Source organism: Stenotrophomonas koreensis, from assembly GCF_001431525.1.
GTDB classification, from domain to species: domain Bacteria; phylum Pseudomonadota; class Gammaproteobacteria; order Xanthomonadales; family Xanthomonadaceae; genus Stenotrophomonas; species Stenotrophomonas koreensis.
Window position 1 is genome coordinate 1 of record NZ_LDJH01000027.1, and the last position, 24,809, is coordinate 24,809.

Here is a 24,809-nt window from a genome sequence, read left to right on the forward strand (position 1 = left end):
CCCGCCCTTCAAAACTGAATGCCGACACCCCATGTTCAGTTAAAATTTACATTGGCGCCCCTACCTTGCGCCGTCTTCGGACCTGCAGGCTCAACCTGAACAGGCCCACCCGATCACCCGAATCCACCGGGTGATCCCGGGCGGCATGGCAAGCCGCCTCCCCATAACGCCAAGCTGTTCCTGCGTTGCGTGTACTGCCCCACTCCCGTTCATACGGCGATGGCGCATACGCAACCGGAGGCCCAAACGGAGCAAGGAGTCAATGAAACTCGCCTGGATTCTCTGGCTGTCGCAGATCCTGCCGCAGCCGGCGGCAGATTCGCTCTGCCTCAGCACCACGGTGTACCTGGAAGCACGTGACCAGACCCTGCGCGGCCAGCAGGCGGTTGCCGAAGTGGCCCTGCGTCGACGCGACAGCGGGCTGTGGGGCAGTTCCACCTGTTCGGTGGTCACTGCACGCAAACAATTTGCGCCGACCATCGTGGCTCCCGGCACCGAACTGGGCAACACCGATGCCTGGGCCGAAGCCGTCGATGTGGCCCTGGCGGCCGAGCGCAACTGGGCACTGCCGGCCGATCAGCGTACCGAGGTGGTCCCCGGTGCCAGCCACTTTGTCGCCCTGGGCCTGGCCCAGCCGAGCTGGCGCAATGCCTACCATGTGGCCACGATCGGGGATCATACCTTTCTGCGGGTGCAACGACTGACCCCGCGCGGCTGAGCCGATAATGGTCTCCCCTTCCTGGAGACCCTGCATGAAGCTCTACAGCAAACCCGGCGCCTGTTCGCTGGTTGACCACATTGTCCTGTACTGGTCCGGCCTGCCGTTCGAGGTCGAACTGGTCGATCTGGCACAGATGAAGTCGCCGGAATTCCTCGCCCTGAATCCGGCCGGCGCGGTGCCACTGCTGTGCGAAGGGGACTGGGCCCTGACCCAGAACCCGGCCATCCTGCACTACATCGCCGACCAGGTGCCGGACAAGGCACTGGACGGTGGCAGTGACCTGCGCACCCGGGCCGAGGTCAACCGCTGGCTGGCCTTCCTCAATGCCGACCTGCACCCGCAGTACTTCCCGATGTTCGGTGCCACTGCCTACCTGGAAGATGCGGCGGTGATCGCCAGGACCCAGGCGCATGCGAAGCAGAAGCTGCGCAGCCTGTACCAGCGCGCCGATGCCCACCTGGCCGGCGGCCAGCAGTGGCTGGCCGGCACCGCCCACCCGACCATCGCCGACGCCTATCTGTATGTGACCCTGCGCTGGGCCCAGGGCATCGGTGTGGACCTGTCAGGGCTGGACGCACTGGCAGGGCTGCGTGCCCGGATGGAAGCCAATGCCGGCGTCCAGGCGGCGCTGAAGGCCGAAGGCCTGGCCTGAGCAACACCGTAGCGGCTGCAGACGACAACGGCGGCCCATCGGCCGCCGTTGTCGTTCCAGCCTCCCGTTGCGCCCTCAGCCGGCCGCATCCAGCCCGCTGGCCCGTTCGCGCAGCACAAACTTCTGTACCTTGCCGGTGGCGGTGCGCGGTAGCGGACCGATCACCAGCGAACGCGGCAGCTTGTAGCGCGCCAGCAGGCCGGCGCAGTGGGCCAGCAGCGCGGCCTCGTCCACACGGCTGCCCTCCTTGAGTTCGACAAACGCACACGGCGTCTCGCCCCACTTGCTGTCCGGGCGTGCGACCACCGCAGCGGCCAGTACCGCCGGATGCCGGCACAGCGCGTCCTCGACCTCGATCGAGGAGATGTTCTCGCCACCGGAAATGATCACATCCTTGGAACGGTCGCGGATCTGCGCATAGCCATCCGGGTGGACCACGGCCAGGTCACCGGTATGGAACCAGCCGCCGGCAAATGCCTCGGCGGTGGCCCGCGGATTGTCCAGGTAGCCCTTCATGGTGATGTTGCCGCGGAACATGATCTCGCCCAGGGTCTGCCCGTCGTGCGGTACCGGCTGCAGGGTCAGGGGATCGAGCACCTGCATGTCCTCCTGCAGCAGACAGGCCACGCCCTGGCGGCTGTAACGCTGCGCACGCTCATCGGCCGACAGCGCCTCCCATTCCGGTCGCGGCGGGCACAACGCCGCCGGGCCATACACCTCGGTCAGGCCATAGACATGGGTCACGCTCACGCCCATCGCCTCCAGCGCCTGGATCACCGCCGCCGGCGGCGCGGCACCGGCAATCTGGGCATGCATCGGGCCCAGGCCGGCCTTCCAGCCATCCGGGGCGGCAGCCAGCGCGGCATGGATCACCGGCGCACCGCAGTAATGGGTCACCTGATACTCACGCATCAACTCCAGCACGTGGTGCACCTCGAAGCGGCGCAGGCAGACCTGGGTGGCGCCAATGGCCGCCAGCGTCCACGGAAAGCACCAGCCATTGCAGTGGAACATCGGCAGCGTCCACAGGTAGACCGCCTGGCTGTCGATGCCCCAGTCGACGATATTGGCCACCGCATTGAGATAGGCGCCGCGGTGGTGGTAGACCACCCCCTTCGGATCGCCGGTGGTGCCGGAGGTATAGTTCAGCGCAATCGCATCCCACTCATCGGCGGGCAGTTGCCAGGCAAAGTCCGGATCGCCACCAGCCAGCAGCGCCTCGTACTCACATTCCCCCAGCCACTGCCCGTCGACCACGGCCGGGTCGTCGACATCGATCACCCGTGGCCGCTGCCGGCACAGCGCCAGCGCCTGCGCCACCACCGGCGCGAACTCGCGGTCGGTAAACAGCACCTTGGCACCGCCATGGTCGAGCATGAAGGCCAGGGTGGCCGCATCCAGCCGGGTGTTGAGCGTGTTCAGTACCGCCCCGAGCATGGCCGGGGCAAAGTGCAGCTCGATCATCGCTGGCACGTTGGGCAGCATCACCGCCACGGTATCGCCCTGGCCGATGCCCATGCCCGCCAGCGCACTGGCCAGGCGGCGGCAGCGCTGGGCGACTTCCCCCCAGCGCAGGCGGCGCTCGCCATGGATCACGGCCAGGCGCCCGGCATGCAGGCGCTCGGCCTTGCCCAGGAAGCTCAGCGGTGACAAAGCGGTGTAATTGGCACGGTTTGGTGCCAGCCCGGAAGCATTTCCATTCATGGTCAGCGTGTCCTGCAATACCCAACTCAAGCGCAGGCATCAGCCTACGCATACCCGGCAATGTTGCCGCTAAGACTATGGTCGCAGAGGCGGATTTGACACAGGGTACCTGCTCAACGAGGCTGATGGCCCTCTGCCCTGCTGCCAACCCATGCCCTGCCGATGACCCGCCCGATGCTGCTGTGCTGCCTGTTGACCGCGCTGTCCGCGCTGCCCTTCCCTGCGCCGGCGCAAGCACCCGGCCATTGGCAGGCCCTGCACGCCGGCACCCGTGTTGCGGGGCTGGAATCGAGGGTTTTCCGTGCCGAGTATTGGTGGCAGCTGACCCTGCCTGGCCTGACTGCCGAACGCGGCTTTGCCGTCGAGCAGATCGGCCACAGTGCCCAGGGCCGCCCGCTGCGACATGTGCAGTGGGGCAATGGCCCCACCCATGTGCTGCTGTGGTCGCAGATGCATGGCGATGAAAGTACCGCGACGATGGCACTGGCCGACCTGCTGGCCTGGCTGGGCGATGCCCCGGACGATCCACGCGTGCAGCAGCTGCGCCAGCAACTCACCCTGCATGTGGTGCCTATCCTCAACCCCGATGGCGCAGCGGTTTTTTCCCGGCGCAATGCCCAGGGCATCGACATCAACCGCGACGCCGCCGCCCTGGCCACCCCGGAGGCGCGGGCCCTGAAGGCCCTGCGTGACCGCGTGCAGCCGGCCTTCGGCTTCAACCTGCATGACCAGCGCCCCGGCTACCGCGCCGGCAACAGTGAACTGCCCACCGCCATTGCGCTGCTCGCTCCACCGTTCAACCAGGCACGCGACAGCAACCCGGTACGTGAACGCGCCATCGGCGTCGCCGCGCATATCAGCGCCACCCTGCGGCCGGAACTGGAAGGACGCCTCGCCCGCTGGGATGACAGCTTCAACCCACGCGCCTTTGGCGACCTGATGCAGCAATGGGGCACCAGCACGGTGCTGCTGGAAGCCGGCGGCATCGAAGGCGATGCGCAGAAGCAGCAACTGCGGCAGTACACCTGGGTGGCAATCGTGGCCGGGCTGCAGGCCATTGCCGATGGCAGCCATGCCAGCGCCGACCCGGCCAGCTATCACCAGCTGCCGGAAAATGGCGTGGTCTGGCCGGACCTGCTGATCAGCGGAGCCACTGTGCATGGGGACGTCAGCGAACCGGTGCAGGCCGATGTCGTGGTCAACTTCCGCCATCCGCTCAGTTTCGAGCAGGGCCGGATCGCCGATATCGGCGATCTTTCCAGCCAGCCGGCTCGCCGCCGCATCAATGCCCGCGGCCTGCACCTGCATGCGCTTGACGGTGCCCGCCTTGCCATCGACGGCAAGGCGCAGCTGCTGCTCAGCCGCGATGCCGCGGGGCAAGAACCGGTCTGGCATCTGGATGGCGACCTGCTCGAGCCCGATCCCGGCGCGCAGCCTTGAGCATCGTCGTGCCCGGCTGCCGGGGCTAGAACGGCGCCGGCGAGTGGATCATCAGCGGCTGCCCGCTGCACGGATGGGCAAAGCCCAGTTCGCTCGCATGCAGGCAGACCCGCACTGCCGGCGTGGCGCCATACATTTCATCACCGACGATGGGATGACCGATGCTGGCCAGGTGCAGCCGCAACTGGTGGCTGCGCCCGGTCACCGGCTCCAGCAGCACCCGGCTGTTGCCGGCCTCGTGCCCGAGCAGCTGCCAGCGCGTATGTGCCCGCTTGCCCAGCTCGAAATCCACCATCTGCCGCGGGCGGTTGTCCCAGTCGCAGCGCAGCGGCAGGTCGATCTCGCCCGCCTCGTCAGCCATCTCGCCCTCGACCAGCGCGATGTAGCGCTTGTGCACCTGGCGGCGCTCGAACAGGCCCGACAGTGCGATCTGCATCGCCTTGCCCCGCGCATGCAGCAGCAGGCCGGAGGTCACCATGTCCAGCCGGTGCACGGTCAGCGCATCGGGATACAGCGCCTGCAGCCGCAAGACCACGCAGTCCTGGTTCTCCGCCGCACGCCCGGGCACCGACAGCAGGCCGGAGGGCTTGTCGGCCACGATCAGGTGGTCATCGAGGTAGGCAATCGATACGTCCACTCGCATTCCTGGCAACGTAATGCCGGCCACACACCGGCGCATACAACAACGGGGAGGCCAGCGGCCTCCCCGTTGCACATCTCAAGGCGAGATGGAATTACAGCAGGTCGGCAACGCCGGCGCGCTCTTCTTCCAGCTCGGCCAGGGTGATGTCGATGTACTTGCGCGAGAAGTCATCGATCGGCAGGTCCTTGACGATGGTGTACTCGCCGTTCTCGGTGGTCACCGGGAAGCCGAACACCACACCTTCCGGAATGCCGTAGGAACCGTCCGACGGCACGCCCATGGTCACCCAGTCGCCGTTGCTGCCCAGGGCCCAGTCACGGATGTGGTCGATGGCCGCACCGGCAGCCGAAGCGGCCGAGGACAGGCCACGGGCGGCGATGATGGCGGCGCCACGCTTGCCCACGGTCGGAATGAAGGTGTTGGCGTTCCATTCCTGGTCGTTGATCAGTTCGCCCACCGAGGCACCGCCTTCGGTGGTGGCAAAGCGGTAGTCCGGGTACATGGTCGGGCTGTGGTTGCCCCACACGGTGAACTTCTTGAACGAATCCACGGCCTTGCCGGTCTTGGCAGCCAGCTGCGACAGCGCACGGTTGTGGTCCAGGCGCAGCATCGCGGTGAAGTTGCGCGGGTTCAGGTCCGGAGCCGACTTCATCGCGATGTAGGCGTTGGTGTTGGCCGGGTTGCCGACCACCAGCACCTTGACGTTGCGGCTGGCAACGGCGTTCAGGGCCTTGCCCTGCACGGTGAAGATCTTGGCGTTTTCCAGCAGCAGGTCCTTGCGCTCCATGCCCGGGCCACGCGGACGGGCACCGACCAGCAGCGCGTAGTCGGCATCCTTGAAGGCCACCAGCGGGTCAGCGGTGGTGACAACGCCGGCCAGCAGCGGGAAGGCGCAGTCATTGAGTTCCATGACCACACCCTGCAGGGCGGCCTGGGCCTTTTCGTTGTCGATTTCCAGCAGCTGCAGGATGACCGGCTGGTCCTTGCCGAGCATTTCGCCGGAGGCAATGCGGAACAGCAGGGCGTAGCCGATATTGCCGGCGGCGCCGGTTACGGCAACACGAACGGGTGCTTTCATGGGGATTTCCTCTGCTTTGAATCAGTGGGGGAGCGCGGTGCGGGACCGCGCGTTCAGATGAAACGGAGAACCCGGCTCAGGCCGACAGGATGGCGTTCCACTCGGCCACGCGCTCGGCCTTGGCAGCCAGCACCGGGGCGGTGTCGCCCTCGATGGTGATCTTGTTGATCTTGTCGCCCTGGACCACCGCATCGACCACGTCCTGGCCTTCGATCACCTGACCGAACACGGTGTGCTTGCGATCCAGCCAGTCGGTCTTGATGTGGGTGATGAAGAACTGGCTGCCGTTGGTGTTCGGGCCGGCATTGGCCATCGACAGCGAGCCACGCTGATGGGCAACACCGTTGTTGGTCTCGTCCTCGAAACGGTAGCCCGGGCCACCGGTGCCACGACCGTCCGGGCAGCCACCCTGGATCATGAAATCGGCGATCACGCGGTGGAAGTTCAGGCCGTCGTAGAAACCGCGCTGGACCAGGTTCACGAAGTTGGCCACGGTCAGCGGCGCCTTGTCGGCGAACAGCTCGACCTTGATCTGGCCACGGGAGGTATCGAATACAGCGGTCAGGGACATGGATAGCCTTGGGTACGTCAACGTAGAGTCCGCCTAGTTTACACCGCAGGCCCGGCCAGCCGCAGGCACCGAGCCCAAAGTCGGGTGCGTCTGCGGCATCCTTCGGCCTGAATGAACAGCTGATGCAAATAATTTCCTCGCGGCGGCTGTTAGCCATATAATCGTGGACTTCATTTTCCAAAAAATGGCGCCACCAAGGCCCTCCTCGTCATGTCCATCGAAAACCTCCGCAATATCGCCATCGTCGCTCACGTCGACCACGGCAAGACCACTCTGGTTGACTGCCTGCTCAAGAACTCCGACACGTTGGCCGAGCGCACTGTGCTTGCCGAGCGCGTGATGGACAGCAATGACCAGGAAAAGGAACGTGGTATCACGATCCTGGCCAAGAACACCGCCATCAAGTGGAATGGCAACCGCATCAACATCGTCGACACCCCCGGACACGCCGACTTCGGCGGCGAAGTGGAGCGCGTGCTGTCGATGGTCGACTCGGTGCTGATCCTGGTTGACGCCATGGACGGCCCGATGCCGCAGACCCGCTTCGTCACCCAGAAGGCCTTTGCGATGGGCTTCAAGCCGATCGTCGTGGTCAACAAGGTAGACCGTCCGGGCGCGCGTCCGGAGTGGGTGATCGACCAAGTGTTCGACCTGTTCGACAAGCTCGGCGCCACCAACGAGCAGCTGGACTTCCCGATCGTCTACGCCTCCGGCCTGAACGGCTACGCCGGCATGGAAGACACCGTCCGTTCGGGCGACATGACCCCGCTGTTTGAAGCCATCATGAAGTACGTGCCGGCCCCGGACGTGGATCCGGAAGGCCCGTTCCAGATGCGCATCAGCCAGCTGGACTACAACAACTTCGTCGGCGTGATCGGCATCGGCCGCATCCAGCGCGGCAAGGTGAAGAAGAACCAGCAGGTCACCGTCATCGACCGCGAAGGCAAGAAGCGCCAGGGCAAGGTCCTGCAGGTCATGGGCTTCATGGGCCTTGAGCGCATCGAGGTCGAGGAAGCCCAGGCCGGCGACATCATCGCCATCTCCGGCATCCAGGAACTGACCATCTCCGACACCATCTGCGCAGTCGAGGCTCCCGAAGCCCTGCCGCCGCTGACCGTCGACGAGCCGACCATCTCGATGACCTTCCAGGTCAACAACTCGCCGTTTGCCGGCAACAAGGACCTGTCCGGTGGCAAGTTCCTGACCAGCCGCCAGCTGAAGGAGCGCCTGGAGCGCGAGTGCGTGCACAACGTCGCGCTGAAGGTCGAACAGCTGGAAGACGCCGACAAGTTCCTGGTCTCCGGCCGTGGCGAACTGCACCTGTCGGTACTGATTGAAACCATGCGTCGCGAAGGCTATGAGCTGGCCGTGTCGCGTCCGGAAGTCATCATCAAGGAAATCGACGGCCAGCTGATGGAGCCGATCGAACAGCTGGTGGTGGACATCGAAGAGCAGCACCAGGGCGGCGTGATGGAAAAGCTCGGTACCCGCAAGGCGATCCTGGAGAACATGGAATCGGACGGCAAGGGCCGTGTCCGCCTGGACTTCAAGATCCCGGCCCGTGGCCTGATCGGCTTCCAGAACGAGTTCAAGACCCTGACCCAGGGTTCGGGCCTGCTGTTCCATGTGTTCGACCACTACGGTCCGAAGGAACAGGGCGCCATCGCCAAGCGCCTGAACGGCGTGATGATCGCCAATGCTCCGGGTGCCACCCCGGCCTATGCCCTGGGCCCGCTGCAAGAACGCGGCAAGCTGTTCGCTGCCGAAGGCGACAACGTGTATGAAGGCCAGCTGGTCGGCATCCACGCCAAGGACAACGACCTGACCGTCAACGCGATCAAGACCAAGCCGCTGACCAACATGCGCGCTTCGGGCAAGGATGATGCCATCCAGCTGACCCCGGCGATCAAGTTCTCGCTCGAACAGGCGCTGGACTTCATCGACGACGACGAGCTGGTCGAGATCACCCCGAAGGAAATCCGCCTGCGCAAGAAGCACCTGAGCGAGAACGACCGCAAGCGCGCCTCGCGTAACGGCTGATCCTGCGCTGATCCAACAAAAAACCCGGGCAATGCCCGGGTTTTTTGTGCTTTGCCGCCAGCGGCTGCGAGGACGGGCAAGCGCGTGCTGGCGCCGCTCAGTGCCCGTTGCGGCACTCGACAATGGCCATTGCCAGTTCCAGTGCCTGCTCGTAGTTGAGCCGCGGGTCGACCGTGGAGCGGTAGGCCCGCTCCAGATCACGCTCGGTCAGCTCGCGCGCACCACCAGTGCATTCGGTGACATCCTCGCCGGTCAGCTCCAGGTGTACCCCGCCCAGCCGCGTGCCCGCGGCCGCATGCAACGCAAAGGCCTGTTCGACCTCGCGCCGAATGTTGTCAAAGCGCCGGGTCTTGTAGCCATTGCCGGTGGATTCGGTATTGCCGTGCATCGCATCGCACAGCCACAGCACCCGGCGCCCATCGGCCTGCACCGCGCGCAGCAGCGGCGGCAGCCTGTCGGCAATCACATCGGCGCCCATGCGGTGGATGAAGGTCAACCGCCCGGGCTCATCGTTCGGGTTGAGCACATCGATCAGACGCAGCAGCTGGTCCGGTTGCACCGAAGGCCCGACCTTGACCGCGATCGGGTTGACCACCCCGCGCAGGTATTCCACATGCGCGCCATCAAGGGCGGCCGTGCGCATGCCGATCCACGGGAAATGGGTGGACAGGTTGAACCAGCCGTCATGCCGCGGCACCCTGCGCGTCAGCGCCTGCTCGTAGGGCAGCAGCAAGGCTTCATGCGAGGTGAAGAAATCGGCGCGGTTGAGGTTGTGGATCGGCGCCCCGGACAGGGTCTGCATGAAGCGGATCGATTCGCGGATGGCATCGACCTGCTGCTGGTAACGCGCGGCCATCGGCGATTTTTTTGCCCAGGCCAGATCCCAGTACTCCGGATGGTTCAGGTCGGCAAAGCCGCCATCGATCAGGGCACGGACGAAATTCATCGTCATCGCCGAATGCGCGTGCGCATCCAGCATGCGCTGCGGATCCGGCTGGCGCGCGGCCAGGGTGAACTCCGGTGCATTGATCACATCGCCGCGATAGCTGGGCAGGCTGACCCCATCACGGGTCTCGCTGTCGGCCGAGCGCGGCTTGGCGTACTGGCCGGCCATACGGCCGATGCGCACGACCGGCGTGCGCAGCCCGTGTACCAGCACCAGGCTCATCTGCAGCAGGATCTTGAGCCGGTTGGAAATCACCTGCGACTGGCAATCAGCGAAATTTTCCGCGCAGTCACCGCCCTGCAGAACGAAACGCTTGCCCTCCTGCGCCTCGGCCAGCTGCTGCTTGAGGCTGAGCACCTCCCAGCTGGTCACCAGCGGGGGCAGTTGCGACAACCGCGCCAGCGCCTGTTCCAGTGCGTGTGGATCGGGGTACTGCGGCATCTGCAATGCCGGACGCTGTTTCCAGCTGTCTGGCGCCCAGCCCTGGGCGCCGTACAAATCACTGCTCATCAACCTTCCTTCCGCTTGACCATGGCACACAGCACCGCCCAGATCCCCAGCAGCAGGTACCACAGCAGGCACCACATCGGCATGGTCAGCCCCAGGAAGGTCCAATCGATGTCACCGCAGTTGCCGGTGGCCGTGAGTACGGTCCGGAAGGCTTCCAGCGGCCCCATGGTCTGGTTCAGGAATTCCAGCGGTGGGCCGCAGCTGGTCATGACATCCTGCGGCTGTGCCTGCACCCAGACATGCCGTCCGGCGATGCCGGCACCGATGGCCGCCACAATCGCCGCCAACACACCATAGCTGAGCCGCCCGGGACGGTTGCGCGGCCCATGCAGGCCGGCCAGCAGGAACACCACCGCCAGCGCGGCGAAAGCCAGCCTCTGGTAGATGCACAACGAACAGGGCTCCAGCCCCAGCCGCACCTGGGTGTAGACAGCGAACGCCAACAGACCGCCGCAGACTGCCGCGCCGAGCAGCATCTGCAGACGGAAATTCCAACGCAAAGGATTCATGCCAGTAGGTCCTGATACAACCTGGCAAGGGTAGCAGCCGAAGCAAACATCGTGCAGCTACAAACCGTTCCATTACGGGACAAACCGCAAAGAAAAACCCGGCACAAGGCCGGGCTTTTCAGGGCAATGCTTGCGCTGCGGCTTATTCAGCCACTTCTTCAGCCACGGCGGCCGGCTGGTCAACCAGCTGGGCGTAGGCCATCGGAGCATTGTCACCAGCGCGGAAGCCGCACTTGAGCAGACGCAGGTAGCCGCCCGGACGGGTGGCGTAACGCGGGCCGAGCACGGTGAACAGGATGCCGACGGCTTCCTGGTCACGCAGGCGGGCAAACGCCAGACGACGGTTGGCGACCGAATCAACCTTGGCCAGGGTGATCAACGGCTCGGCAACGCGGCGCAGTTCCTTGGCCTTCGGCAGGGTGGTCTTGATGGTGCCAACCTTGAACAGCGAGGCGGCCATGTTCTTGAACATGGCTTCGCGGTGAGCGCTGGTACGGCTGAACTTACGACCCGACTTCATGTGACGCATGATCGATATTCCTTAAATGGTGTAACTGATGTAAATCGCTGTGTGTGTGGTGCTCCGCACCGGGTGGACTACGCTGGTCCAGTTCCGGTCCTCCTGACCGGATAAAAGCACCGCGGGCGCAGGGCCCGCGGTGCCATCAGTAACTACTTCAATCAACCAAGCATGCCGTGGCTGGCAACACCGGCCGGCGGCCAGTTTTCCAGCTTCATCCCGAGAGACAGGCCGCGCTGTGCCAGCACTTCCTTGATCTCGGTCAGCGACTTCTTGCCCAGATTCGGGGTCTTGAGCAGCTCTACCTCGGTCTTCTGGATCAGATCGCCGATGTAATAAATGCTTTCAGCCTTCAGGCAGTTGGCCGAACGCACAGTCAACTCCAGGTCATCGATCGGGCGCAGCAGCACCGGATCCACGCCGTTGTTGGTGGGCTTGGCAGCGCCACGGTCACGGTGGGTGAAATCACCGAAGACCGACAGCTGATCGGTCAGGATGTCGGCCGCAGTGCGGACGGCTTCCTCGGCATCGATCGTGCCGTTGGTATCAATATCCAGGACCAGCTTGTCCAGGTCGGTACGCTGTTCCACACGTGCGGCTTCCACCGCATAGGCAACACGGCGAACCGGCGAGAACGAGGCGTCAAGCACCAGACGACCGATGGCACGGGTTTCTTCGTCCGGACGGCGGCGTGCAGCAGCCGGCTGGTAGCCGAAACCACGCTCGACCTTCAGACGCATGTTCAGCGCCACGTCCTTGGTCAAGTTGCAGATCACATGGTCGCCATTGAGGACTTCCACATTGTGGTCGACCTTGATGTCGGCAGCAGTGACAACACCGGGGCCCTGCTTGCTCAGCGACAGCATCGCGCTGTCACCGCTGTGCATGCGGATGGCGACATCCTTGAGGTTCAGCAGAACCTCCAGCACATCTTCCTGCAGGCCTTCGACGGTGGTGTACTCATGGAGCACGCCGTCGATTTCCACCTCGGTAATGGCGAAGCCGGGGATGGACGACAGCAGCACCCGACGCAGGGCATTGCCCAGCGTATGCCCATACCCGCGTTCCAGCGGTTCGATGACCACTTTGGCGCGGGTATCGGTAAGACGTTCGATCTGCGGACCGCGAGGACGCAGAACCTGATTGGCGGTAACCGTCATATTTGCGGGTTCTCCTGCGAACCCCCGAAGTGCAACTCCGGGGGCTCTCCAAAGTGAATTACTTCGAATACAACTCGATGATCAGAGCTTCGTTGATATCCGAAGGCAGGTCGGCGCGATCCGGGACAGCCTTGAAGATGCCGGTGAACTTCTTCGCATCGACTTCAACCCAGGACGGGTTCAGGTCATGCTGTTCGGCAACGGTCAGGGCTTCCTGGACGCGCAGCTGCTTGGCAGCCTTTTCCGACAGGGCAACGACGTCGCCAGCCTTGACCTGGTAGGAGGCCAGGTTGACCGACTTGCCGTTGACGGTCACGCCGCGGTGGCTGACCAGCTGACGGGCGGCCGGACGGGTAACAGCAAAACCCATGCGGTAGACAACGTTGTCCAGGCGGGTTTCCAGCAACTGCAGCAGGTTCTCGCCGGTGTTGCCCTTCTTGGTCGAGGCCTTCTTGTAGTAGTTGCGGAACTGACGCTCCAGCAGGCCGTAGATGCGCTTGACCTTCTGCTTTTCACGCAGCTGGGTAGCGTAGTCGGACAGCTTGCCCTTACGGGTATTGGTTGCGCCGTGCTGGCCGGGCTTCTGCTCCAGCTTGCACTTGGAATCCAGAGCGCGGGCGGGGCTCTTCAGCGACAGGTCAGCGCCTTCGCGACGAGCGAGCTTACAGGTAGGACCGATATAACGAGCCATTTCTTTATCGCTCCTTTAGACGCGACGCTTCTTCGGCGGACGGCACCCGTTGTGCGGGATTGGCGTCACGTCGATGATGTTGGTGATCTTGTAGCCGACGTTGTTCAACGAACGCACGGCCGACTCACGACCCGGACCCGGGCCCTTGATGCGGACTTCCAGCGACTTCACGCCGTAATCCAGGGCAGCACGGCCGGCCTTCTCGGCAGCAACCTGGGCAGCGAACGGAGTCGACTTGCGCGAGCCACGGAAACCAGCGCCACCGGAGGTGGCCCAGGACAGAGCATTGCCCTGGCGGTCGGTGATGGTCACGATGGTGTTGTTGAACGAAGCGTGGACGTGGGCGACGCCGTCGGTGACGACGCGCTTGATCTTCTTCTTGGTCTGCTTAGCAGCGGGCTTAGCCATGTTGTTCTAGTCCCTTACTTCTTCAGAGCCTTGCGCGGACCCTTGCGGGTGCGTGCATTGGTCTTGGTACGCTGACCGCGCAGCGGCAGGCCGCGACGATGGCGCAGGCCGCGGTAGCAGCCCAAGTCCATCAGGCGCTTGATAGCGATACCGATTTCGCGACGCAGGTCGCCTTCGACGATGTACTTGCCGATCTCGGCGCGCAGGCGCTCGATTTCCGGCTCGGACAGGTCACGGATCTTGGTGGTCGTAGCAACGCCTGCGACTTCGCAGACCTTCTTCGAACGGGTACGGCCAATGCCGTAAATGCTTTGCAACCCGACCCAGACATGCTTCTGGGCTGGCAGGTTGACGCCTGCAATACGCGCCATTACGCGGTTCTCCAGCTGAGTGTTGACCGACTGCGCACACGAAAGGCGCAGAGCCGGCAGGATGGATCAAAAAATGAACGTGCGATTGTACAGGTTCCGGTTTGCATTGAAACCCAGCGTCAGAAAGCACACGCGGGGTCCGGCATGGGGAGTGTGCCCATGCTCCGGCGCCGGACTTGGCTGGCCTGCAGTTGCCTGCGTACCGTTTGCGCTACTCCCGCGCAAAACAACCAATGTCTCACCCCCACCCGGAACCGCTGCGGGGGCCGCCCTTCGTTTGGAGAGCGAACCGCGTAACGGAAAGCTCTCGCACAAGAAGAGGAAATTGTAACAGCGATCAACCGCGAGCGAAACCACCGCGATTGCCACCCTTCAGGTTGGCCTTTTTCAGCAGGCTCTCATACTGATGGCTCATCAGGTGGGCCTGCAGCTGGGCGATGAAATCCATCACCACCACGACCACGATCAACAGCGAGGTGCCACCGAAGTAGAACGAGGTACCCAGCTGGGCGCGCAGCATTTCCGGCAGCAGGCAGACGATGATCAGGTAGATCGCGCCAGCGGCAGTCAGGCGGGTCAGCACACCGTCGATGTAGTCGGCAGTGGCCTTGCCCGGACGCAGACCCGGGATCAGGGCACCCTGCTTCTTCAGGTTGTCGGCGGTTTCCTGGCTGTTGAACACCAGTGCGGTGTAGAAGAAGGCAAAACCAGCAATCAGCGCACCGAACACGATCATGTACAGCGGCTCGCCCGGGGCCAGGGCATTGGCGATCTTCTGCAGCCAGTTCGCCTCGGCAGCCTGGCCGGACCACAGGGCAACGGTGCCCGGGAAGGCAAGGATCGAGGAGGCAAAGATCGCCGGGATCACGCCCGCCATGTTCAGCTTGAGCGGCAGGAACGAGGTCTGGTTCATGTAGGCATTGCGACCACCCTGACGACGGGCATAGTTGATCGTAATGCGGCGCTGGCCGCGCTCGACGAACACCACCAGGTAGGTGAACGCCAGCACCACCACGGTGATGATCAGCAGCGAGATGAAGCTCATGTCGCCATTGCGGAACGCGCCGAGGGTCTGGATGACCGCTGCCGGCAGGCCGGCCACGATGCCGGCGAAAATGATCAGGGAAACACCGTTGCCGATGCCGCGCTCGGTAACCTGCTCGCCCACCCACATCAGGAACATGGTGCCGGCAGTCAGCGCAACAACAGCGGTGAAGACAAACATCGGGCCCGGGTTATAGACCACCGGCACACCGCCGGAGGACTGGCCCTGCAGCGCCAGCGCGATCGAACCACCCTGCACGATCGCCAGCAGTACCGCACCGATGCGCGAATACTGGGTGATCTTGCGGCGACCCGATTCACCTTCCTTCTGCAGCGACTTCAACGTCGGGAAGATATGTACCGCCAGCTGCATCACGATCGATGCCGAAATGTACGGCATCACGTTCAGCGCAAAGATACTCAGGCGAGCCAGGGCGCCACCGCTGAACATGTTGAACATGTCGACGATGCCGCCCTGGGTTTCCATGAGCGCAAGCATGGCATCGGGGTTGACGCCGGGCACCGGGATGTAGCAACCGATGCGGTAGACGATCAACGCCCCGATGACAAACAGAAGACGCTGGCGAAGTTCGGTGAACTTACCAGAGCCGCCGAGGTTTCCAATGCCAGCTTGCGCCATGTCTCACTTACTCCTGGATGCTGCCGCCGGCAGCTTCAATAGCAGCCTTGGCACCAGCCGTGGCAGCAATACCCTTCAGCACGAACGCCTTGGTCAGCTCACCCTTGACGACCAGCTTGGCCTTCTTGGCGGTGGTCGACACCAGGCCGGCTTCGCGCAGCACGGCGAAGGTGACTTCACCGGCTTCCAGCTTGTCCAGCTGATAGGTCAGCACTTCAGCGGTCAGCTTGGCAATCGGCGAACGGAAACCGATCTTCGGCAGACGACGCTGCATCGGGGTCTGGCCGCCTTCGAAGCCAGCCTTGATCTTGCCGCCACCCTTGCGGGCGAACGAACCCTTGTGGCCGCGGCCGCAGGTCTTGCCCAGGCCCGAACCGATACCACGACCGACGCGGGTGCGCTCGGTACGTGCGCCGGCAGCCGGCGCCAGGTCATTAAGACGCATAGTCATGGTCTATTACTCCTCGACCTTAACCAGGTAGGACACCTTGTTGATCAGACCGCGAACCTGCGGGCTGTCCTTCAAGGTACGAACCGAGTTGAGCTTGTTCAGGCCCAGAGCCTTCACCGAAAGACGGTGACGGGACTGGGTACCGCGCAGGCCACCGACCAGACGGACGGTGACGGTCTTGACGTTGTCATTAGCCATGGATCAGATCCTCCACCTTCTTGCCGCGCTTGGCAGCAATACGGGCCGGCGACTGGGCTTCGGACAGACCCTTCAGGGTTGCACGGACCAGGTTGATCGGGTTGCGCGAACCGGTGGCCTTGGCCAGCACGTTCTTCACACCGACAGCTTCCAGCACGGCACGCATGGCGCCGCCGGCAATGACGCCGGTACCTTCCGAAGCCGGCTGCATGAACACGCGAGCGGCGCCATGGCCCGACTTCACGGTATGGAACAGGGTGCCATTGTTCAGCTCGACGCTGATCATGTTCTTGCGGGCCTGCTCCATCGACTTCTGGATGGCGACCGGCACTTCGCGTGCCTTGCCGTAGCCGAAGCCGACCTTGCCTTCGCCATCGCCGACCACGGTCAGCGCAGTGAAGGTGAACTGACGACCACCCTTGACGGTCTTGCTGACGCGGTTGACCGCGACCAGCTTTTCGGTCATGCCGTCATCGACTTTTTCTTCGCGGTTGCGGTCGCGATCGCGACCCCGCGACTGACGTTCTTCTGCCATGAGAATTCCTAGTGAGTTGAAGTATGTACGGCGTCCAGCGCCGCTTATAGTTGTGAGTTACCGCATTGATCCACTGAGCGCTGCAGAAGAGCAACAGTGTCCGGCACAACCCGTACCGGCGGGCAGGACAAAGCGCGACGTATGCGCCGCGCTTTGCTTCAATCAGAACTGCAGGCCGGCTTCGCGGGCAGCGTCTGCCAGGGCCTTGATGCGGCCATGGAAACGGTAACCGGAACGGTCAAAGGCAACCTTTTCGATGCCAGCGGCCAGGGCGCGCTCGGCAACGATCTTGCCAACCTTGGCGGCGGCATCGGCGTTCTTGCCGTTCTTCAGACCTTCAGCCACTTCGGCCTGGGTGGTGTTGGCAGCAGCCAGCACCTTGGAGCCGTCAGCAGTGAAAACCTGTGCATACAGGTGCTGGCCGGTGCGCAGAACCGACAGACGAGCCACACCCAGATTGCGGATGTGCGAACGGGTCGACTTGGCGCGACGCAGGCGGGCGATGTTCTTGTTCATTTTCTTTGTCCTCGAAAGCTGAAAACCTAGTGATTAGGCCTTCTTGGCTTCCTTGCGAATGATGACTTCACCAGCGTACTTCACACCCTTGCCCTTGTAGGGCTCCGGCGGACGGTAGCCGCGGATCTTGGCGGCAGCTTCACCGACAGCCTGCTTGTCCGCGCCCTGGACCAGAATTTCGGTCTGGGTCGGGGTCGACAGGGTGATGCCTTCCGGGGCAACGAAGACCACCGGATGGGAGAAGCCCAACGACAGGTTCAGGTCCTTGCCCTGCATCGCAGCGCGGTAACCCACGCCGACCAGCTCCAGCTTCTTTTCGAAGCCTTCGGAAACGCCCTTGACCATGTTGGCCAGAATGGCGCGCACGGTGCCGGCCAGGGCCACCAGTTCGGCATTCTCGGTCTTCAGGGTGGCAACGCCGTCTTCAATGACGACATCGATGCCGGCATCCTTGGTCAGCGACAGGGTGCCCTTCGGGCCCTTGACGGTGATCAGTTCCGGGGCAACGTTCAGTTCAACACCCTTGGCCAGGGTGACCGGCTTCTTGGCTACACGGGACATTATTCGATTACTCCCTTAGGCCACGAAGCACAGGACTTCACCGCCGACGCCCTGCTGGCGCGCCTGCGCATCGGTCATGATGCCCTTGGAGGTGGAGATGATGGCAATACCCAGGCCGTTCATGACCTTCGGCAGATCGCTCTTGCCGCGGTACTGGCGCAGGCCCGAACGCGAGAAGCGCTTCAGGGTCTCGATGACCGGCTTGCCTTCGAAGTACTTCAGGGTGATTTCCAGCTCAGCCTTGTTGTTGGCCAGCTGGGTGACGGTCACGTCGGTGATGTAACCCTCGTCCTTCAGGACCTGGGCGATCGCCAACTTGATCTTGGAGGCCGGGGCCTTCACCGTCTTCTTGCCAACTGCGGCCGCATTTTTGATGCGAACCAGCAGGTCGGCGATGGGATCAGTCATGCTCATGTGCTTACCTTTGAGTGCACCGATATCCGCTTTCGCGAAAATCCGTTGTCTCCTGGGATTGGGCCAGGCCCCTTCAAACACCCACGCTCACGCCTGTAAACGCGGGCAAGACGCGGGAGTATACGACAAAAGAGCCCGGGTTGCCCCGGGCTCTTTGAAAAACTTTCAGGTTCAGGGGGCTTTCACCCCCATCCCCTGCCCCGTCCAATGGCCTGAACCAGGTGACGGGGCGGCACTTCTTACCAGCTGGCCTTGCGCAGGCCCGGCACGTCACCACGCATGGTGGCTTCACGCAGCTTGTTGCGGCCCAGGCCGAACTTGCTGTAGACGGCGCGCGGGCGGCCCGACAGGGCACAACGGGTACGCTGACGGCACGGCGACGAGTCACGCGGCAGCTGTGCAAGCTTGCTGGCGGCGTTGAACTTGTCTTCGAACGAAGCATCGGTGCTGGCGATGATCTTCTTCAGCGCAGCACGCTTGTCAGCGAACTTCTTGGCCAGCTTTACCCGCTTGATGTCGCGGTTGACCATGGAGGTCTTTGCCATTTCGGTTTCCTCGACTATCAGTTACGGAACGGGAACTTGAACGCTGCAAGCAGCGCCTTGGCTTCCGCATCGGACTTGGCAGTGGTGGTGATGGCGATATCCATACCGCGGACGGCGTCGACAGCGTCGAAGTCGATTTCCGGGAAGATGATCTGTTCCTTCACACCCATGTTGAAGTTGCCACGGCCATCGAACGAACGACCGGACACGCCACGGAAGTCACGCACGCGCGGCAGCGAGATGGTGATCAGACGGTCCAGGAATTCGTACATGGTGCCGCGACGCAAGGTGACCTTGCAGCCAATCGGCCAGCCATCACGGATCTTGAACGAAGCCACCGAGACACGCGACTTGGTCACGACCGGCTTCTGGCCGGAGATCTTGGTCATGTCGGCAACGGCATTTTCCAGGATCTTCTTGTTGGTGGCAGCTTCGCCAACACCCATGTTCAGGGTGATCTTGACCAGCTTCGGCACTTCCATCGGATTGGTGTAGCCGAACTGCTTCATCAGCGCCGGCACCACTTCTTCCTTGTAAATCTTTTCGAGACGGGAAGTCATTAAAGTCATCCTCAGGCGTCGAGCGCCTCACCGCTGGAGCGGAACACACGAATCTTGCGTCCATCCTCCAGCACCTTGAAACCAACGCGCTCGCCCTTGCCCGTCGCCGGGTTGACAACATTCACGTTGGAGATATGGATCGAAGCTTCACGCTCGACCACGCCGCCGGCAACGCCTGCCTGCGGGTTCGGCTTGGTGTGGCGCTTGACGATATTCAGGCCGGCGACGACCACGCGGTCGCCGTCAACGCGAACGATTTCGCCCTGCTTGCCCTTGTCCTTGCCGGCATTGACGACAACCTGGTCGCCCTTCTTGATACGGTTAGCCATGATTATCTCCTAGCGCTCACAGAACTTCGGGAGCGAGCGAGACGATCTTCATGAACTTCTCGGAACGAAGTTCACGGGTCACCGGCCCGAAGATGCGGGTGCCGATCGGCTCTTGCTTGTTGTTGAGCAGGACCGCGGCATTGCCGTCGAAGCGGATCAGCGAGCCGTCGGCGCGACGCACACCCTTGCGGGTACGCACCACGACGGCGTCATACACTTCGCCCTTCTTGACCTTACCGCGCGGGATTGCATCCTTGACGGTGACCTTGATGATGTCACCGATGCCGGCGTAACGGCGCTTCGAGCCGCCCAGCACCTTGATGCACATCAGTTCCTTGGCACCGGAGTTGTCGGCGGCGTCGAGGTAGCTCTGCATCTGGATCATGAGTCAGGCCTCCTTATTCAGCCGCACGGGTGATGACTTCCACCACGCGCCAGTTCTTGGTCTTGGACATCGGAGCAATCTCGGTCAGCAGCACGACATCGCCTTCATTGCAGGCGTTGTCGGCATCGTGAGCGTGCAGCTTGGTCGAGCGCTTGATGTACTTGCCGTACAACGGGTGCTTGACCTGGCGCTCCACCAACACGGTGACCGTCTTGTCCATCTTGTTGCTGACGACACGGCCTTCGACCGTGCGCAGCGTCTTGTTTTCGATTTCGCTCATCGCGGCGATCCTTACTTGGTGCTGCCGAGCAGGGTTTTGACGCGAGCAATCTCGCGGCGCACCCGGCGGGTTTCGTGGGTCTTCGGCAGCTGACCGGTGACCTGCTGCATGCGCAGTGCAAACTGCTCCTTACGCAGGTCAATCAGGTGGGTCTTGAGGTCGTCAGCCGACTTCTCGCGGAGTTGTTTGATGTCCATCAGCGCACCGTCCGGGTCACGAATGTGGTGGTAACCGAGAGCTTGGCAGCGGCCAGGCGGAATGCCTCGCGAGCCACTTCCTCAGTCACGCCCTCAACTTCATAGATCATGCGGCCGGGCTGGATCTGAGCGACCCAGTACTCCACACTACCCTTACCGGAGCCCATGCGGACTTCGATCGGCTTCTTGGTGATCGGCTTGTCCGGGAACACGCGGATCCACATCTTGCCGCCGCGCTTGACGTAGCGGCTGATCGAGCGGCGGGCCGCTTCAATCTGACGCGCGGTCAGCTGGCCGTGAGCAGTTGCCTTCAGGCCGTATTCGCCAAAGCTGACAGCATTGCCGCTCCAGCTCAGGCCGTCATTGCGGCCCTTGTGTACCTTGCGGTATTTGGTTCGCTTGGGTTGCAACATTGTCGTTACCTCGCTTCACGAGCCGGGCGCGACGGACGATCGCTGCGGTCGCCGCGATCACCGCGGTCGCCACGCGGGCTGTCGTCCTGCTTTTCCTGGCCAACCTGGGAGAAATCAAAGACTTCGCCCTTGTAGATCCAGACCTTGATACCGATGATGCCGTAGGTCGTCGAGGCTTCAGCGAAGCCATAGTCGATGTCGGCACGCAGGGTGTGCAGCGGCACACGACCTTCGCGGTACCACTCCGAACGGGCAATCTCGGCACCATTCAGACGGCCACCGACGTTGACCTTGATGCCCAGGGCACCCAGGCGCATCGCGTTGCCGACAGCGCGCTTCATGGCGCGACGGAACATGATGCGACGCTCCAGCTGCTGCGCGATCGACTCGGCAACCAGCTGTGCATCCAACTCCGGCTTGCGCACTTCGGTCACGTTGATGTGCGCCGGGACGCCCATCATGTCGCTGACTTCCTTACGCAGCTTCTCGATGTCCTCGCCACGCTTGCCGATCACCACGCCCGGACGGGCGGTGTGAATGGTGACGCGGGCGGTCTTGGCCGGACGCTCGATCAGGATCTTGGAGATACCTGCGGCAGCAAGCTTCTTGCGAAGCATGTCGCGGACCTTCAGGTCGGCAGCCAGGTAGCTGGCGAAATCGGCCTTGTTGGCGTACCACTTGGAATTCCAGTCCTTGGAAATGCCCAGGCGGATACCAATCGGATGAACTTTATGACCCATCGTTATTTACCCTCGCCCACGACCACAGTGATGTGGCTGGTGCGCTTGAGAATGCGCGTGCCGCGGCCCTTGGCGCGGGCCATGAAACGCTTCAGGGTCGGACCTTCATCAACCATGATGGTCTGGACCTTCAGCGCGTCGATATCGGCGCCCTGATTGTTCTCGGCATTGGCAATTGCCGACTCCACCACCTTCTTGATCAGGTGGGCAGCCTTCTTGTCCGAGAACTTCAGCAGGTTGACAGCGCGCTCGGCCGGCAGGCCGCGCACCTGGTCAGCGACCAGACGTGCCTTCTGCGGGGAGATGCGCGCGGTGCGCAGGATTGCTTTCGCTTCCATAGTCATCTCTCCTTACTTCGACTTCTTGTCACCACCGTGACCCTTGAAGGTCCGGGTGATGGCAAATTCGCCGAGCTTGTGGCCAACCATGTTCTCGTTGACGAGCACCGGAACGTGGTTCTTGCCGTTATGCACGGCGATGGTGACGCCTACCATTTCCGGCAGGATCATCGAACGGCGCGACCAGGTCTTGATCGGCTTCTTGCTACCCGCAGCGGCCTCCACCTTCTTGATGAGGTGGTGATCGACGAACGGGCCCTTCTTGAGTGAACGTGCCATGGTCGATTAGCCCCTACGATCGCGGACGATGAACTGCTGAGTGCGCTTGTTATGGCGCGTCTTGTAACCCTTGGTCGGGACACCCCACGGGGTGACCGGATGCGGATTACCCTGGCCGGCCTTCGCCTCACCACCACCGTGCGGGTGATCCACCGGGTTCATGGCTGCACCGCGAACGGTCGGGCGAACACCACGCCAGCGAGCAGCACCGGCCTTGCCGAGCTTCTCCAGGTTGTGCTCGTCGTTACCGACTTCACCGATGGTGGCACGGCACTCGACCGACACCTTGCGCATTTCGCCGGAGCGCAGACGCAGGGTGGCGTAGACGCCTTCACGTGCAACCAGCTGGACGCCAGCGCCAGCGGCGCGAGCAATCTGGGCGCCCTTGCCGGGCTTCAGCTCGATGGCGTGGATGGTGCTACCAACCGGGATGTTGCGCAGCGGCAGGGTGTTGCCGGTCTTGATCGGTGCGTTGGCACCGGCAATGACCTGGTCACCAGCCTTCAGGCCCTTCGGGGCGATGATGTAGCGGCGCTCACCGTCGACATAGCACAGCAGGGCGATATGGGCAGTGCGGTTCGGATCGTATTCGATACGTTCCACGCGAGCCGGAATACCTTCCTTGTTGCGCTTGAAGTCGATCAGGCGGTAGTGCTGCTTGTGGCCACCACCGATATGACGGGTGGTGGTACGGCCGTGGTGGTTACGACCACCGGACTTGCTCTGCTTTTCCAGCAACGGAGCGTACGGAGCGCCCTTGTGCAGGTCTGGCGTTACCACGCGCACGGCCGAACGGCGGCCGGGGGAGGTGGGCTTGAATTTCATCAATGGCATCGGATGTACCTCAGGCCTTGGCCGTTACATCGATCGACTGGCCATCGGCCAGGCGAACATACGCCTTGCGCCAATCGCCACGACGGCCCGCGCGGTTACGGAAGTTCTTGCTCTTGCCCTTCACGTTGACCACGTTGACAGCCTCGACCTTGACGTCGAACAGCTTTTCGATTGCAGCCTTGACGTCAGCCTTGGTGGCTTCGGTCGAGACTTCGAAGACGTACTGATTGGAGAGTTCCTGCAGGCGCGCGGTCTTTTCCGAGATCCGCGGAGCGCGCAGCACGCTGAAGATTTTTTCGTTGCTGCTCATGCCAGCCACTCCTCGACCATCTTGATGGCCTCAGCGGTGATGATCACCGTATCGGCACCGACCAGGGCAACCGGATCCAGACCCTGGACGTCGCGGACCTGCACGTACGGCAGATTGCGGGCGGACAGGTACAGGGCTTCGGACGCATCCTCGGTCACGATCAGCGGACGCTTGCCGGCGTTCAGGCCAGCCAGCTTGTCAGCCAGAACCTTGGTCTTGGCAGCGTCGACGTCGAAGGATTCGACGACGGTGATGCGGCCCTGACGGTTCAGCTCGGACAGGATCGCGCAGACGGCTGCACGGTACTGCTTGCGGTTGACCTTCTGCTCGAACGAACGCGGCTTGGCCGCGAAGGTCACGCCACCGCCAACGAAGATCGGAGCGGTCAGAGCGCCGTGGCGTGCGCCACCGCCCTTCTGCTTCTTCGACTTCTTGGTGGTGCCGGCCACTTCCGAGCGGGTCTTCTGTGCCTTGGTACCAGCGCGAGCGGCATTGCGATAGGCAACCACGACCTGGTGAACCAGATCGCCATTGAATTCGCGGCCGAACACGGCTTCGGAGACCGAGACCTTGTTGTTGCTACCCGTGATAACGAGTTCCATCGTCATCTCTCCTTATGCCTTGCTCGCCGGACGGACGATCACATCGCCACCAGCTGCGCCCGGGACGGCACCGCGCACGGCGATCAGACCGCGCTCGACATCGACCTTGACCACTTCCAGGTTCTGGGTGCTCTGCTGCACATCACCCATGTGGCCGGACATCTTCTTGCCCGGGAACACACGACCCGGGGTCTGACGCTGACCGAGCGAACCCGGCGAACGGTGCGACAGCGAGTTACCGTGGGTAGCGTCGCCCATGGTGAAGTTGTGGCGCTTGATCGTGCCCTGGAAGCCCTTACCCTTGGTGACACCCTGGACGTCGACCTTCTGGCCAACTTCGAAGATGTCTGCCTTGATTTCGCCGCCGATGGCGAACTCGCCCAGCTTGGCGTCATCAACGCGGAATTCCCACAGACCGCGACCAGCTTCCACCTTCGCCTTGGCGAAGTGGCCGGCTTCCGGCTTGTTGACCAGGGCAGCGCGACGGGCGCCCACGGTCACCTGCACAGCAGAGTAGCCGTCGGTTTCAACGGTCTTGATCTGCGCGATGCGGTTGGGGGTTGCTTCGATCAGGGTCACCGGGATGGAGCGACCGTCATCGGTGAAAACACGGCTCATGCCAGCCTTGCGGCCCACGAAGCCCAACGAATACTTCTTCGTCATCGTCGTAGTCC

36 protein-coding genes are annotated in these 24,809 nt (G+C 62.9%); 4 read left to right on the forward strand and 32 right to left on the reverse strand.

What is annotated here, in order from left to right; all coding sequences use genetic code 11:
* Positions 1-262: 262 nt before the first annotated feature.
* Together ABB25_RS12415 and ABB25_RS12420 are read left to right on the forward strand one after the other, a co-directional pair.
* A complete protein-coding gene (locus ABB25_RS12415; protein ID WP_057667255.1) occupies positions 263-718 on the forward strand; it encodes a cell wall hydrolase in 456 nt (151 codons plus the stop codon).
* Between the two features lie 34 nt (positions 719-752).
* Positions 753-1,373: a glutathione S-transferase N-terminal domain-containing protein gene (locus ABB25_RS12420; protein WP_057667257.1), complete on the forward strand. Its 621-nt coding sequence runs from the start codon at positions 753-755 to the stop codon at positions 1,371-1,373.
* 75 nt (positions 1,374-1,448) lie between these two features.
* On the opposite strand, the gene ABB25_RS12425 is transcribed toward ABB25_RS12420, so the two are convergent.
* Positions 1,449-3,077: an acyl-CoA synthetase gene (locus tag ABB25_RS12425; RefSeq protein WP_057667448.1), complete on the reverse strand. Its 1,629-nt coding sequence runs from the start codon at positions 3,075-3,077 to the stop codon at positions 1,449-1,451.
* 162 nt (positions 3,078-3,239) lie between these two features.
* On the opposite strand from ABB25_RS12425, the gene ABB25_RS12430 reads away from it, so the two are divergent.
* Entirely contained in the window at positions 3,240-4,517 is a 1,278-nt protein-coding gene (locus ABB25_RS12430) for a M14 family zinc carboxypeptidase (protein WP_057667259.1), read from the forward strand.
* 25 nt (positions 4,518-4,542) lie between these two features.
* Here ABB25_RS12430 and ABB25_RS12435 read toward each other — a convergent pair whose 3' ends face one another.
* The 3 genes from ABB25_RS12435 to ABB25_RS12445 form a co-directional block, all read right to left on the reverse strand.
* Positions 4,543-5,154, reverse strand: a complete 612-nt coding sequence (locus tag ABB25_RS12435) for an RluA family pseudouridine synthase (RefSeq protein ID WP_244477821.1) — start codon at positions 5,152-5,154, stop codon at positions 4,543-4,545.
* A gap of 97 nt (positions 5,155-5,251) precedes the next feature.
* The gene (locus ABB25_RS12440) at positions 5,252-6,238 is read right to left on the reverse strand and encodes a malate dehydrogenase (RefSeq protein ID WP_057667265.1); all 987 of its coding nucleotides are present in this window, start codon (positions 6,236-6,238) and stop codon (positions 5,252-5,254) included.
* Positions 6,239-6,314: 76 nt separating this feature from the next.
* Positions 6,315-6,809, reverse strand: a complete 495-nt coding sequence (locus ABB25_RS12445; protein WP_057667267.1) for a peptidylprolyl isomerase — start codon at positions 6,807-6,809, stop codon at positions 6,315-6,317.
* 210 nt (positions 6,810-7,019) lie between these two features.
* Here ABB25_RS12445 and typA point away from each other — a divergent pair, with 210 nt between their 5' ends.
* A complete protein-coding gene (typA, locus tag ABB25_RS12450; protein ID WP_057667270.1) occupies positions 7,020-8,849 on the forward strand; it encodes a translational GTPase TypA in 1,830 nt (609 codons plus the stop codon).
* A 97-nt stretch (positions 8,850-8,946) separates the two neighbouring features.
* Here typA and ABB25_RS12455 read toward each other — a convergent pair whose 3' ends face one another.
* From ABB25_RS12455 to rplC, 28 genes are all read right to left on the reverse strand, one after another.
* Complete coding sequence (locus tag ABB25_RS12455; RefSeq protein ID WP_057667272.1) at positions 8,947-10,305, reverse strand: class II 3-deoxy-7-phosphoheptulonate synthase; 1,359 nt, start codon at positions 10,303-10,305, stop codon at positions 8,947-8,949.
* Positions 10,305-10,814: a disulfide bond formation protein B gene (locus ABB25_RS12460; protein ID WP_057667274.1), complete on the reverse strand. Its 510-nt coding sequence runs from the start codon at positions 10,812-10,814 to the stop codon at positions 10,305-10,307. The genes ABB25_RS12455 and ABB25_RS12460 overlap by 1 nt, the downstream gene beginning before the upstream one ends.
* Positions 10,815-10,956: 142 nt before the next feature.
* Complete coding sequence (gene rplQ, locus ABB25_RS12465; RefSeq protein WP_057667276.1) at positions 10,957-11,343, reverse strand: 50S ribosomal protein L17; 387 nt, start codon at positions 11,341-11,343, stop codon at positions 10,957-10,959.
* A 152-nt stretch (positions 11,344-11,495) separates the two neighbouring features.
* Positions 11,496-12,494 carry a DNA-directed RNA polymerase subunit alpha gene (locus ABB25_RS12470; protein ID WP_057667278.1) on the reverse strand — a complete coding sequence of 333 codons (999 nt, stop codon included), beginning with the start codon at positions 12,492-12,494 and terminating at the stop codon, positions 11,496-11,498.
* Between the two features lie 58 nt (positions 12,495-12,552).
* Positions 12,553-13,185: a 30S ribosomal protein S4 gene (gene rpsD / locus ABB25_RS12475; RefSeq protein WP_057667280.1), complete on the reverse strand. Its 633-nt coding sequence runs from the start codon at positions 13,183-13,185 to the stop codon at positions 12,553-12,555.
* 15 nt (positions 13,186-13,200) lie between these two features.
* Entirely contained in the window at positions 13,201-13,593 is a 393-nt protein-coding gene (gene rpsK, locus ABB25_RS12480; protein ID WP_057638659.1) for a 30S ribosomal protein S11, read from the reverse strand.
* Between the two features lie 14 nt (positions 13,594-13,607).
* Entirely contained in the window at positions 13,608-13,964 is a 357-nt protein-coding gene (gene rpsM, locus ABB25_RS12485; RefSeq protein ID WP_057667282.1) for a 30S ribosomal protein S13, read from the reverse strand.
* A gap of 337 nt (positions 13,965-14,301) precedes the next feature.
* Positions 14,302-15,648, reverse strand: a complete 1,347-nt coding sequence (gene secY, locus ABB25_RS12490; RefSeq protein ID WP_057667284.1) for a preprotein translocase subunit SecY — start codon at positions 15,646-15,648, stop codon at positions 14,302-14,304.
* 7 nt (positions 15,649-15,655) lie between these two features.
* Entirely contained in the window at positions 15,656-16,099 is a 444-nt protein-coding gene (gene rplO / locus ABB25_RS12495; protein ID WP_057667286.1) for a 50S ribosomal protein L15, read from the reverse strand.
* Between the two features lie 6 nt (positions 16,100-16,105).
* Entirely contained in the window at positions 16,106-16,297 is a 192-nt protein-coding gene (rpmD, locus tag ABB25_RS12500; RefSeq protein ID WP_057638663.1) for a 50S ribosomal protein L30, read from the reverse strand.
* Positions 16,290-16,832 (reverse strand): 30S ribosomal protein S5, encoded by a 543-nt coding sequence (gene rpsE, locus ABB25_RS12505; RefSeq protein ID WP_057667288.1) that lies wholly within the window; start codon positions 16,830-16,832, stop codon positions 16,290-16,292. Before rpsE ends, rpmD begins: the two co-directional genes overlap by 8 nt.
* Positions 16,833-16,994: 162 nt before the next feature.
* A complete protein-coding gene (rplR, locus tag ABB25_RS12510; protein WP_057667290.1) occupies positions 16,995-17,348 on the reverse strand; it encodes a 50S ribosomal protein L18 in 354 nt (117 codons plus the stop codon).
* 33 nt (positions 17,349-17,381) lie between these two features.
* Positions 17,382-17,909: a 50S ribosomal protein L6 gene (rplF, locus tag ABB25_RS12515; protein WP_057667293.1), complete on the reverse strand. Its 528-nt coding sequence runs from the start codon at positions 17,907-17,909 to the stop codon at positions 17,382-17,384.
* Between the two features lie 15 nt (positions 17,910-17,924).
* Entirely contained in the window at positions 17,925-18,323 is a 399-nt protein-coding gene (gene rpsH, locus ABB25_RS12520; protein ID WP_057667294.1) for a 30S ribosomal protein S8, read from the reverse strand.
* A gap of 239 nt (positions 18,324-18,562) precedes the next feature.
* Positions 18,563-18,868: a 30S ribosomal protein S14 gene (rpsN, locus tag ABB25_RS12525; protein WP_057667296.1), complete on the reverse strand. Its 306-nt coding sequence runs from the start codon at positions 18,866-18,868 to the stop codon at positions 18,563-18,565.
* A gap of 17 nt (positions 18,869-18,885) precedes the next feature.
* Positions 18,886-19,428 (reverse strand): 50S ribosomal protein L5, encoded by a 543-nt coding sequence (rplE, locus tag ABB25_RS12530; RefSeq protein ID WP_057667299.1) that lies wholly within the window; start codon positions 19,426-19,428, stop codon positions 18,886-18,888.
* An 11-nt stretch (positions 19,429-19,439) separates the two neighbouring features.
* The gene (gene rplX / locus ABB25_RS12535; RefSeq protein ID WP_057667301.1) at positions 19,440-19,757 is read right to left on the reverse strand and encodes a 50S ribosomal protein L24; all 318 of its coding nucleotides are present in this window, start codon (positions 19,755-19,757) and stop codon (positions 19,440-19,442) included.
* Between the two features lie 16 nt (positions 19,758-19,773).
* Entirely contained in the window at positions 19,774-20,142 is a 369-nt protein-coding gene (rplN, locus tag ABB25_RS12540; protein WP_014161372.1) for a 50S ribosomal protein L14, read from the reverse strand.
* A 13-nt stretch (positions 20,143-20,155) separates the two neighbouring features.
* The gene (gene rpsQ / locus ABB25_RS12545; protein WP_057667303.1) at positions 20,156-20,422 is read right to left on the reverse strand and encodes a 30S ribosomal protein S17; all 267 of its coding nucleotides are present in this window, start codon (positions 20,420-20,422) and stop codon (positions 20,156-20,158) included.
* An 11-nt stretch (positions 20,423-20,433) separates the two neighbouring features.
* Positions 20,434-20,619, reverse strand: a complete 186-nt coding sequence (gene rpmC / locus ABB25_RS12550) for a 50S ribosomal protein L29 (protein ID WP_057667305.1) — start codon at positions 20,617-20,619, stop codon at positions 20,434-20,436.
* Positions 20,619-21,032: a 50S ribosomal protein L16 gene (gene rplP / locus ABB25_RS12555; RefSeq protein ID WP_057667308.1), complete on the reverse strand. Its 414-nt coding sequence runs from the start codon at positions 21,030-21,032 to the stop codon at positions 20,619-20,621. Before rplP ends, rpmC begins: the two co-directional genes overlap by 1 nt.
* Positions 21,033-21,037: 5 nt before the next feature.
* Positions 21,038-21,772, reverse strand: a complete 735-nt coding sequence (gene rpsC / locus ABB25_RS12560) for a 30S ribosomal protein S3 (protein WP_057667311.1) — start codon at positions 21,770-21,772, stop codon at positions 21,038-21,040.
* A gap of 2 nt (positions 21,773-21,774) precedes the next feature.
* Positions 21,775-22,110: a 50S ribosomal protein L22 gene (gene rplV, locus ABB25_RS12565; protein ID WP_057667313.1), complete on the reverse strand. Its 336-nt coding sequence runs from the start codon at positions 22,108-22,110 to the stop codon at positions 21,775-21,777.
* A 12-nt stretch (positions 22,111-22,122) separates the two neighbouring features.
* Positions 22,123-22,389: a 30S ribosomal protein S19 gene (gene rpsS / locus ABB25_RS12570; protein WP_057667316.1), complete on the reverse strand. Its 267-nt coding sequence runs from the start codon at positions 22,387-22,389 to the stop codon at positions 22,123-22,125.
* A 6-nt stretch (positions 22,390-22,395) separates the two neighbouring features.
* Entirely contained in the window at positions 22,396-23,223 is an 828-nt protein-coding gene (rplB, locus tag ABB25_RS12575) for a 50S ribosomal protein L2 (RefSeq protein WP_057667318.1), read from the reverse strand.
* 10 nt (positions 23,224-23,233) lie between these two features.
* On the reverse strand, positions 23,234-23,533 hold the full coding sequence (rplW, locus tag ABB25_RS12580; protein ID WP_057667320.1) for a 50S ribosomal protein L23: 300 nt from the start codon (positions 23,531-23,533) through the stop codon (positions 23,234-23,236).
* Positions 23,530-24,135, reverse strand: coding sequence for a 50S ribosomal protein L4 (gene rplD / locus ABB25_RS12585; protein WP_057667323.1), 606 nt, complete (start codon positions 24,133-24,135; stop codon positions 23,530-23,532). Before rplD ends, rplW begins: the two co-directional genes overlap by 4 nt.
* A gap of 12 nt (positions 24,136-24,147) precedes the next feature.
* Entirely contained in the window at positions 24,148-24,798 is a 651-nt protein-coding gene (gene rplC / locus ABB25_RS12590; protein WP_057667324.1) for a 50S ribosomal protein L3, read from the reverse strand.
* Positions 24,799-24,809: the final 11 nt, after the last annotated feature.

Bases quoted from the DNA above. Each gene is read 5' to 3' on its own strand.
- rplV (WP_057667313.1), bottom strand. From the start codon at position 22,110: ATGGAAGCGAAAGCAATCCTGCGCACCGCGCGCATCTCCCCGCAGAAG.
- rpsM (WP_057667282.1), bottom strand. From the start codon at position 13,964: ATGGCGCGTATTGCAGGCGTCAACCTGCCAGCCCAGAAGCATGTCTGG.
- ABB25_RS12415 (WP_057667255.1), top strand. From the start codon at position 263: ATGAAACTCGCCTGGATTCTCTGGCTGTCGCAGATCCTGCCGCAGCCG.
- rpmC (WP_057667305.1), bottom strand. From the start codon at position 20,619: ATGGACATCAAACAACTCCGCGAGAAGTCGGCTGACGACCTCAAGACC.
- rpsS (WP_057667316.1), bottom strand. From the start codon at position 22,389: ATGGCACGTTCACTCAAGAAGGGCCCGTTCGTCGATCACCACCTCATC.
- rplF (WP_057667293.1), bottom strand. From the start codon at position 17,909: ATGTCCCGTGTAGCCAAGAAGCCGGTCACCCTGGCCAAGGGTGTTGAA.
- rpsN (WP_057667296.1), bottom strand. From the start codon at position 18,868: ATGGCAAAGACCTCCATGGTCAACCGCGACATCAAGCGGGTAAAGCTG.
- ABB25_RS12440 (WP_057667265.1), bottom strand. From the start codon at position 6,238: ATGAAAGCACCCGTTCGTGTTGCCGTAACCGGCGCCGCCGGCAATATC.
- ABB25_RS12425 (WP_057667448.1), bottom strand. From the start codon at position 3,077: ATGAATGGAAATGCTTCCGGGCTGGCACCAAACCGTGCCAATTACACC.
- rplP (WP_057667308.1), bottom strand. From the start codon at position 21,032: ATGTTGCAACCCAAGCGAACCAAATACCGCAAGGTACACAAGGGCCGC.
- rpsE (WP_057667288.1), bottom strand. From the start codon at position 16,832: ATGGCAGAAGAACGTCAGTCGCGGGGTCGCGATCGCGACCGCAACCGC.
- ABB25_RS12445 (WP_057667267.1), bottom strand. From the start codon at position 6,809: ATGTCCCTGACCGCTGTATTCGATACCTCCCGTGGCCAGATCAAGGTC.
- ABB25_RS12455 (WP_057667272.1), bottom strand. From the start codon at position 10,305: ATGAGCAGTGATTTGTACGGCGCCCAGGGCTGGGCGCCAGACAGCTGG.
- rpsK (WP_057638659.1), bottom strand. From the start codon at position 13,593: ATGGCTAAGCCCGCTGCTAAGCAGACCAAGAAGAAGATCAAGCGCGTC.
- rpsH (WP_057667294.1), bottom strand. From the start codon at position 18,323: ATGAGCATGACTGATCCCATCGCCGACCTGCTGGTTCGCATCAAAAAT.
- ABB25_RS12420 (WP_057667257.1), top strand. From the start codon at position 753: ATGAAGCTCTACAGCAAACCCGGCGCCTGTTCGCTGGTTGACCACATT.
- rplC (WP_057667324.1), bottom strand. From the start codon at position 24,798: ATGACGAAGAAGTATTCGTTGGGCTTCGTGGGCCGCAAGGCTGGCATG.
- rplB (WP_057667318.1), bottom strand. From the start codon at position 23,223: ATGCCATTGATGAAATTCAAGCCCACCTCCCCCGGCCGCCGTTCGGCC.
- rpmD (WP_057638663.1), bottom strand. From the start codon at position 16,297: ATGGCTAATGACAACGTCAAGACCGTCACCGTCCGTCTGGTCGGTGGC.
- rpsD (WP_057667280.1), bottom strand. From the start codon at position 13,185: ATGGCTCGTTATATCGGTCCTACCTGTAAGCTCGCTCGTCGCGAAGGC.
- rplN (WP_014161372.1), bottom strand. From the start codon at position 20,142: ATGATCCAGATGCAGAGCTACCTCGACGCCGCCGACAACTCCGGTGCC.
- rpsC (WP_057667311.1), bottom strand. From the start codon at position 21,772: ATGGGTCATAAAGTTCATCCGATTGGTATCCGCCTGGGCATTTCCAAG.
- secY (WP_057667284.1), bottom strand. From the start codon at position 15,648: ATGGCGCAAGCTGGCATTGGAAACCTCGGCGGCTCTGGTAAGTTCACC.
- rplE (WP_057667299.1), bottom strand. From the start codon at position 19,428: ATGACTTCCCGTCTCGAAAAGATTTACAAGGAAGAAGTGGTGCCGGCG.
- rplW (WP_057667320.1), bottom strand. From the start codon at position 23,533: ATGAGCAGCAACGAAAAAATCTTCAGCGTGCTGCGCGCTCCGCGGATC.
- rplX (WP_057667301.1), bottom strand. From the start codon at position 19,757: ATGGCTAACCGTATCAAGAAGGGCGACCAGGTTGTCGTCAATGCCGGC.
- ABB25_RS12430 (WP_057667259.1), top strand. From the start codon at position 3,240: ATGACCCGCCCGATGCTGCTGTGCTGCCTGTTGACCGCGCTGTCCGCG.
- rplD (WP_057667323.1), bottom strand. From the start codon at position 24,135: ATGGAACTCGTTATCACGGGTAGCAACAACAAGGTCTCGGTCTCCGAA.
- ABB25_RS12470 (WP_057667278.1), bottom strand. From the start codon at position 12,494: ATGACGGTTACCGCCAATCAGGTTCTGCGTCCTCGCGGTCCGCAGATC.
- rplR (WP_057667290.1), bottom strand. From the start codon at position 17,348: ATGAACAAGAACATCGCCCGCCTGCGTCGCGCCAAGTCGACCCGTTCG.
- rplO (WP_057667286.1), bottom strand. From the start codon at position 16,099: ATGACTATGCGTCTTAATGACCTGGCGCCGGCTGCCGGCGCACGTACC.
- typA (WP_057667270.1), top strand. From the start codon at position 7,020: ATGTCCATCGAAAACCTCCGCAATATCGCCATCGTCGCTCACGTCGAC.
- rplQ (WP_057667276.1), bottom strand. From the start codon at position 11,343: ATGCGTCACATGAAGTCGGGTCGTAAGTTCAGCCGTACCAGCGCTCAC.
- rpsQ (WP_057667303.1), bottom strand. From the start codon at position 20,422: ATGAGCGAAATCGAAAACAAGACGCTGCGCACGGTCGAAGGCCGTGTC.
- ABB25_RS12460 (WP_057667274.1), bottom strand. From the start codon at position 10,814: ATGAATCCTTTGCGTTGGAATTTCCGTCTGCAGATGCTGCTCGGCGCG.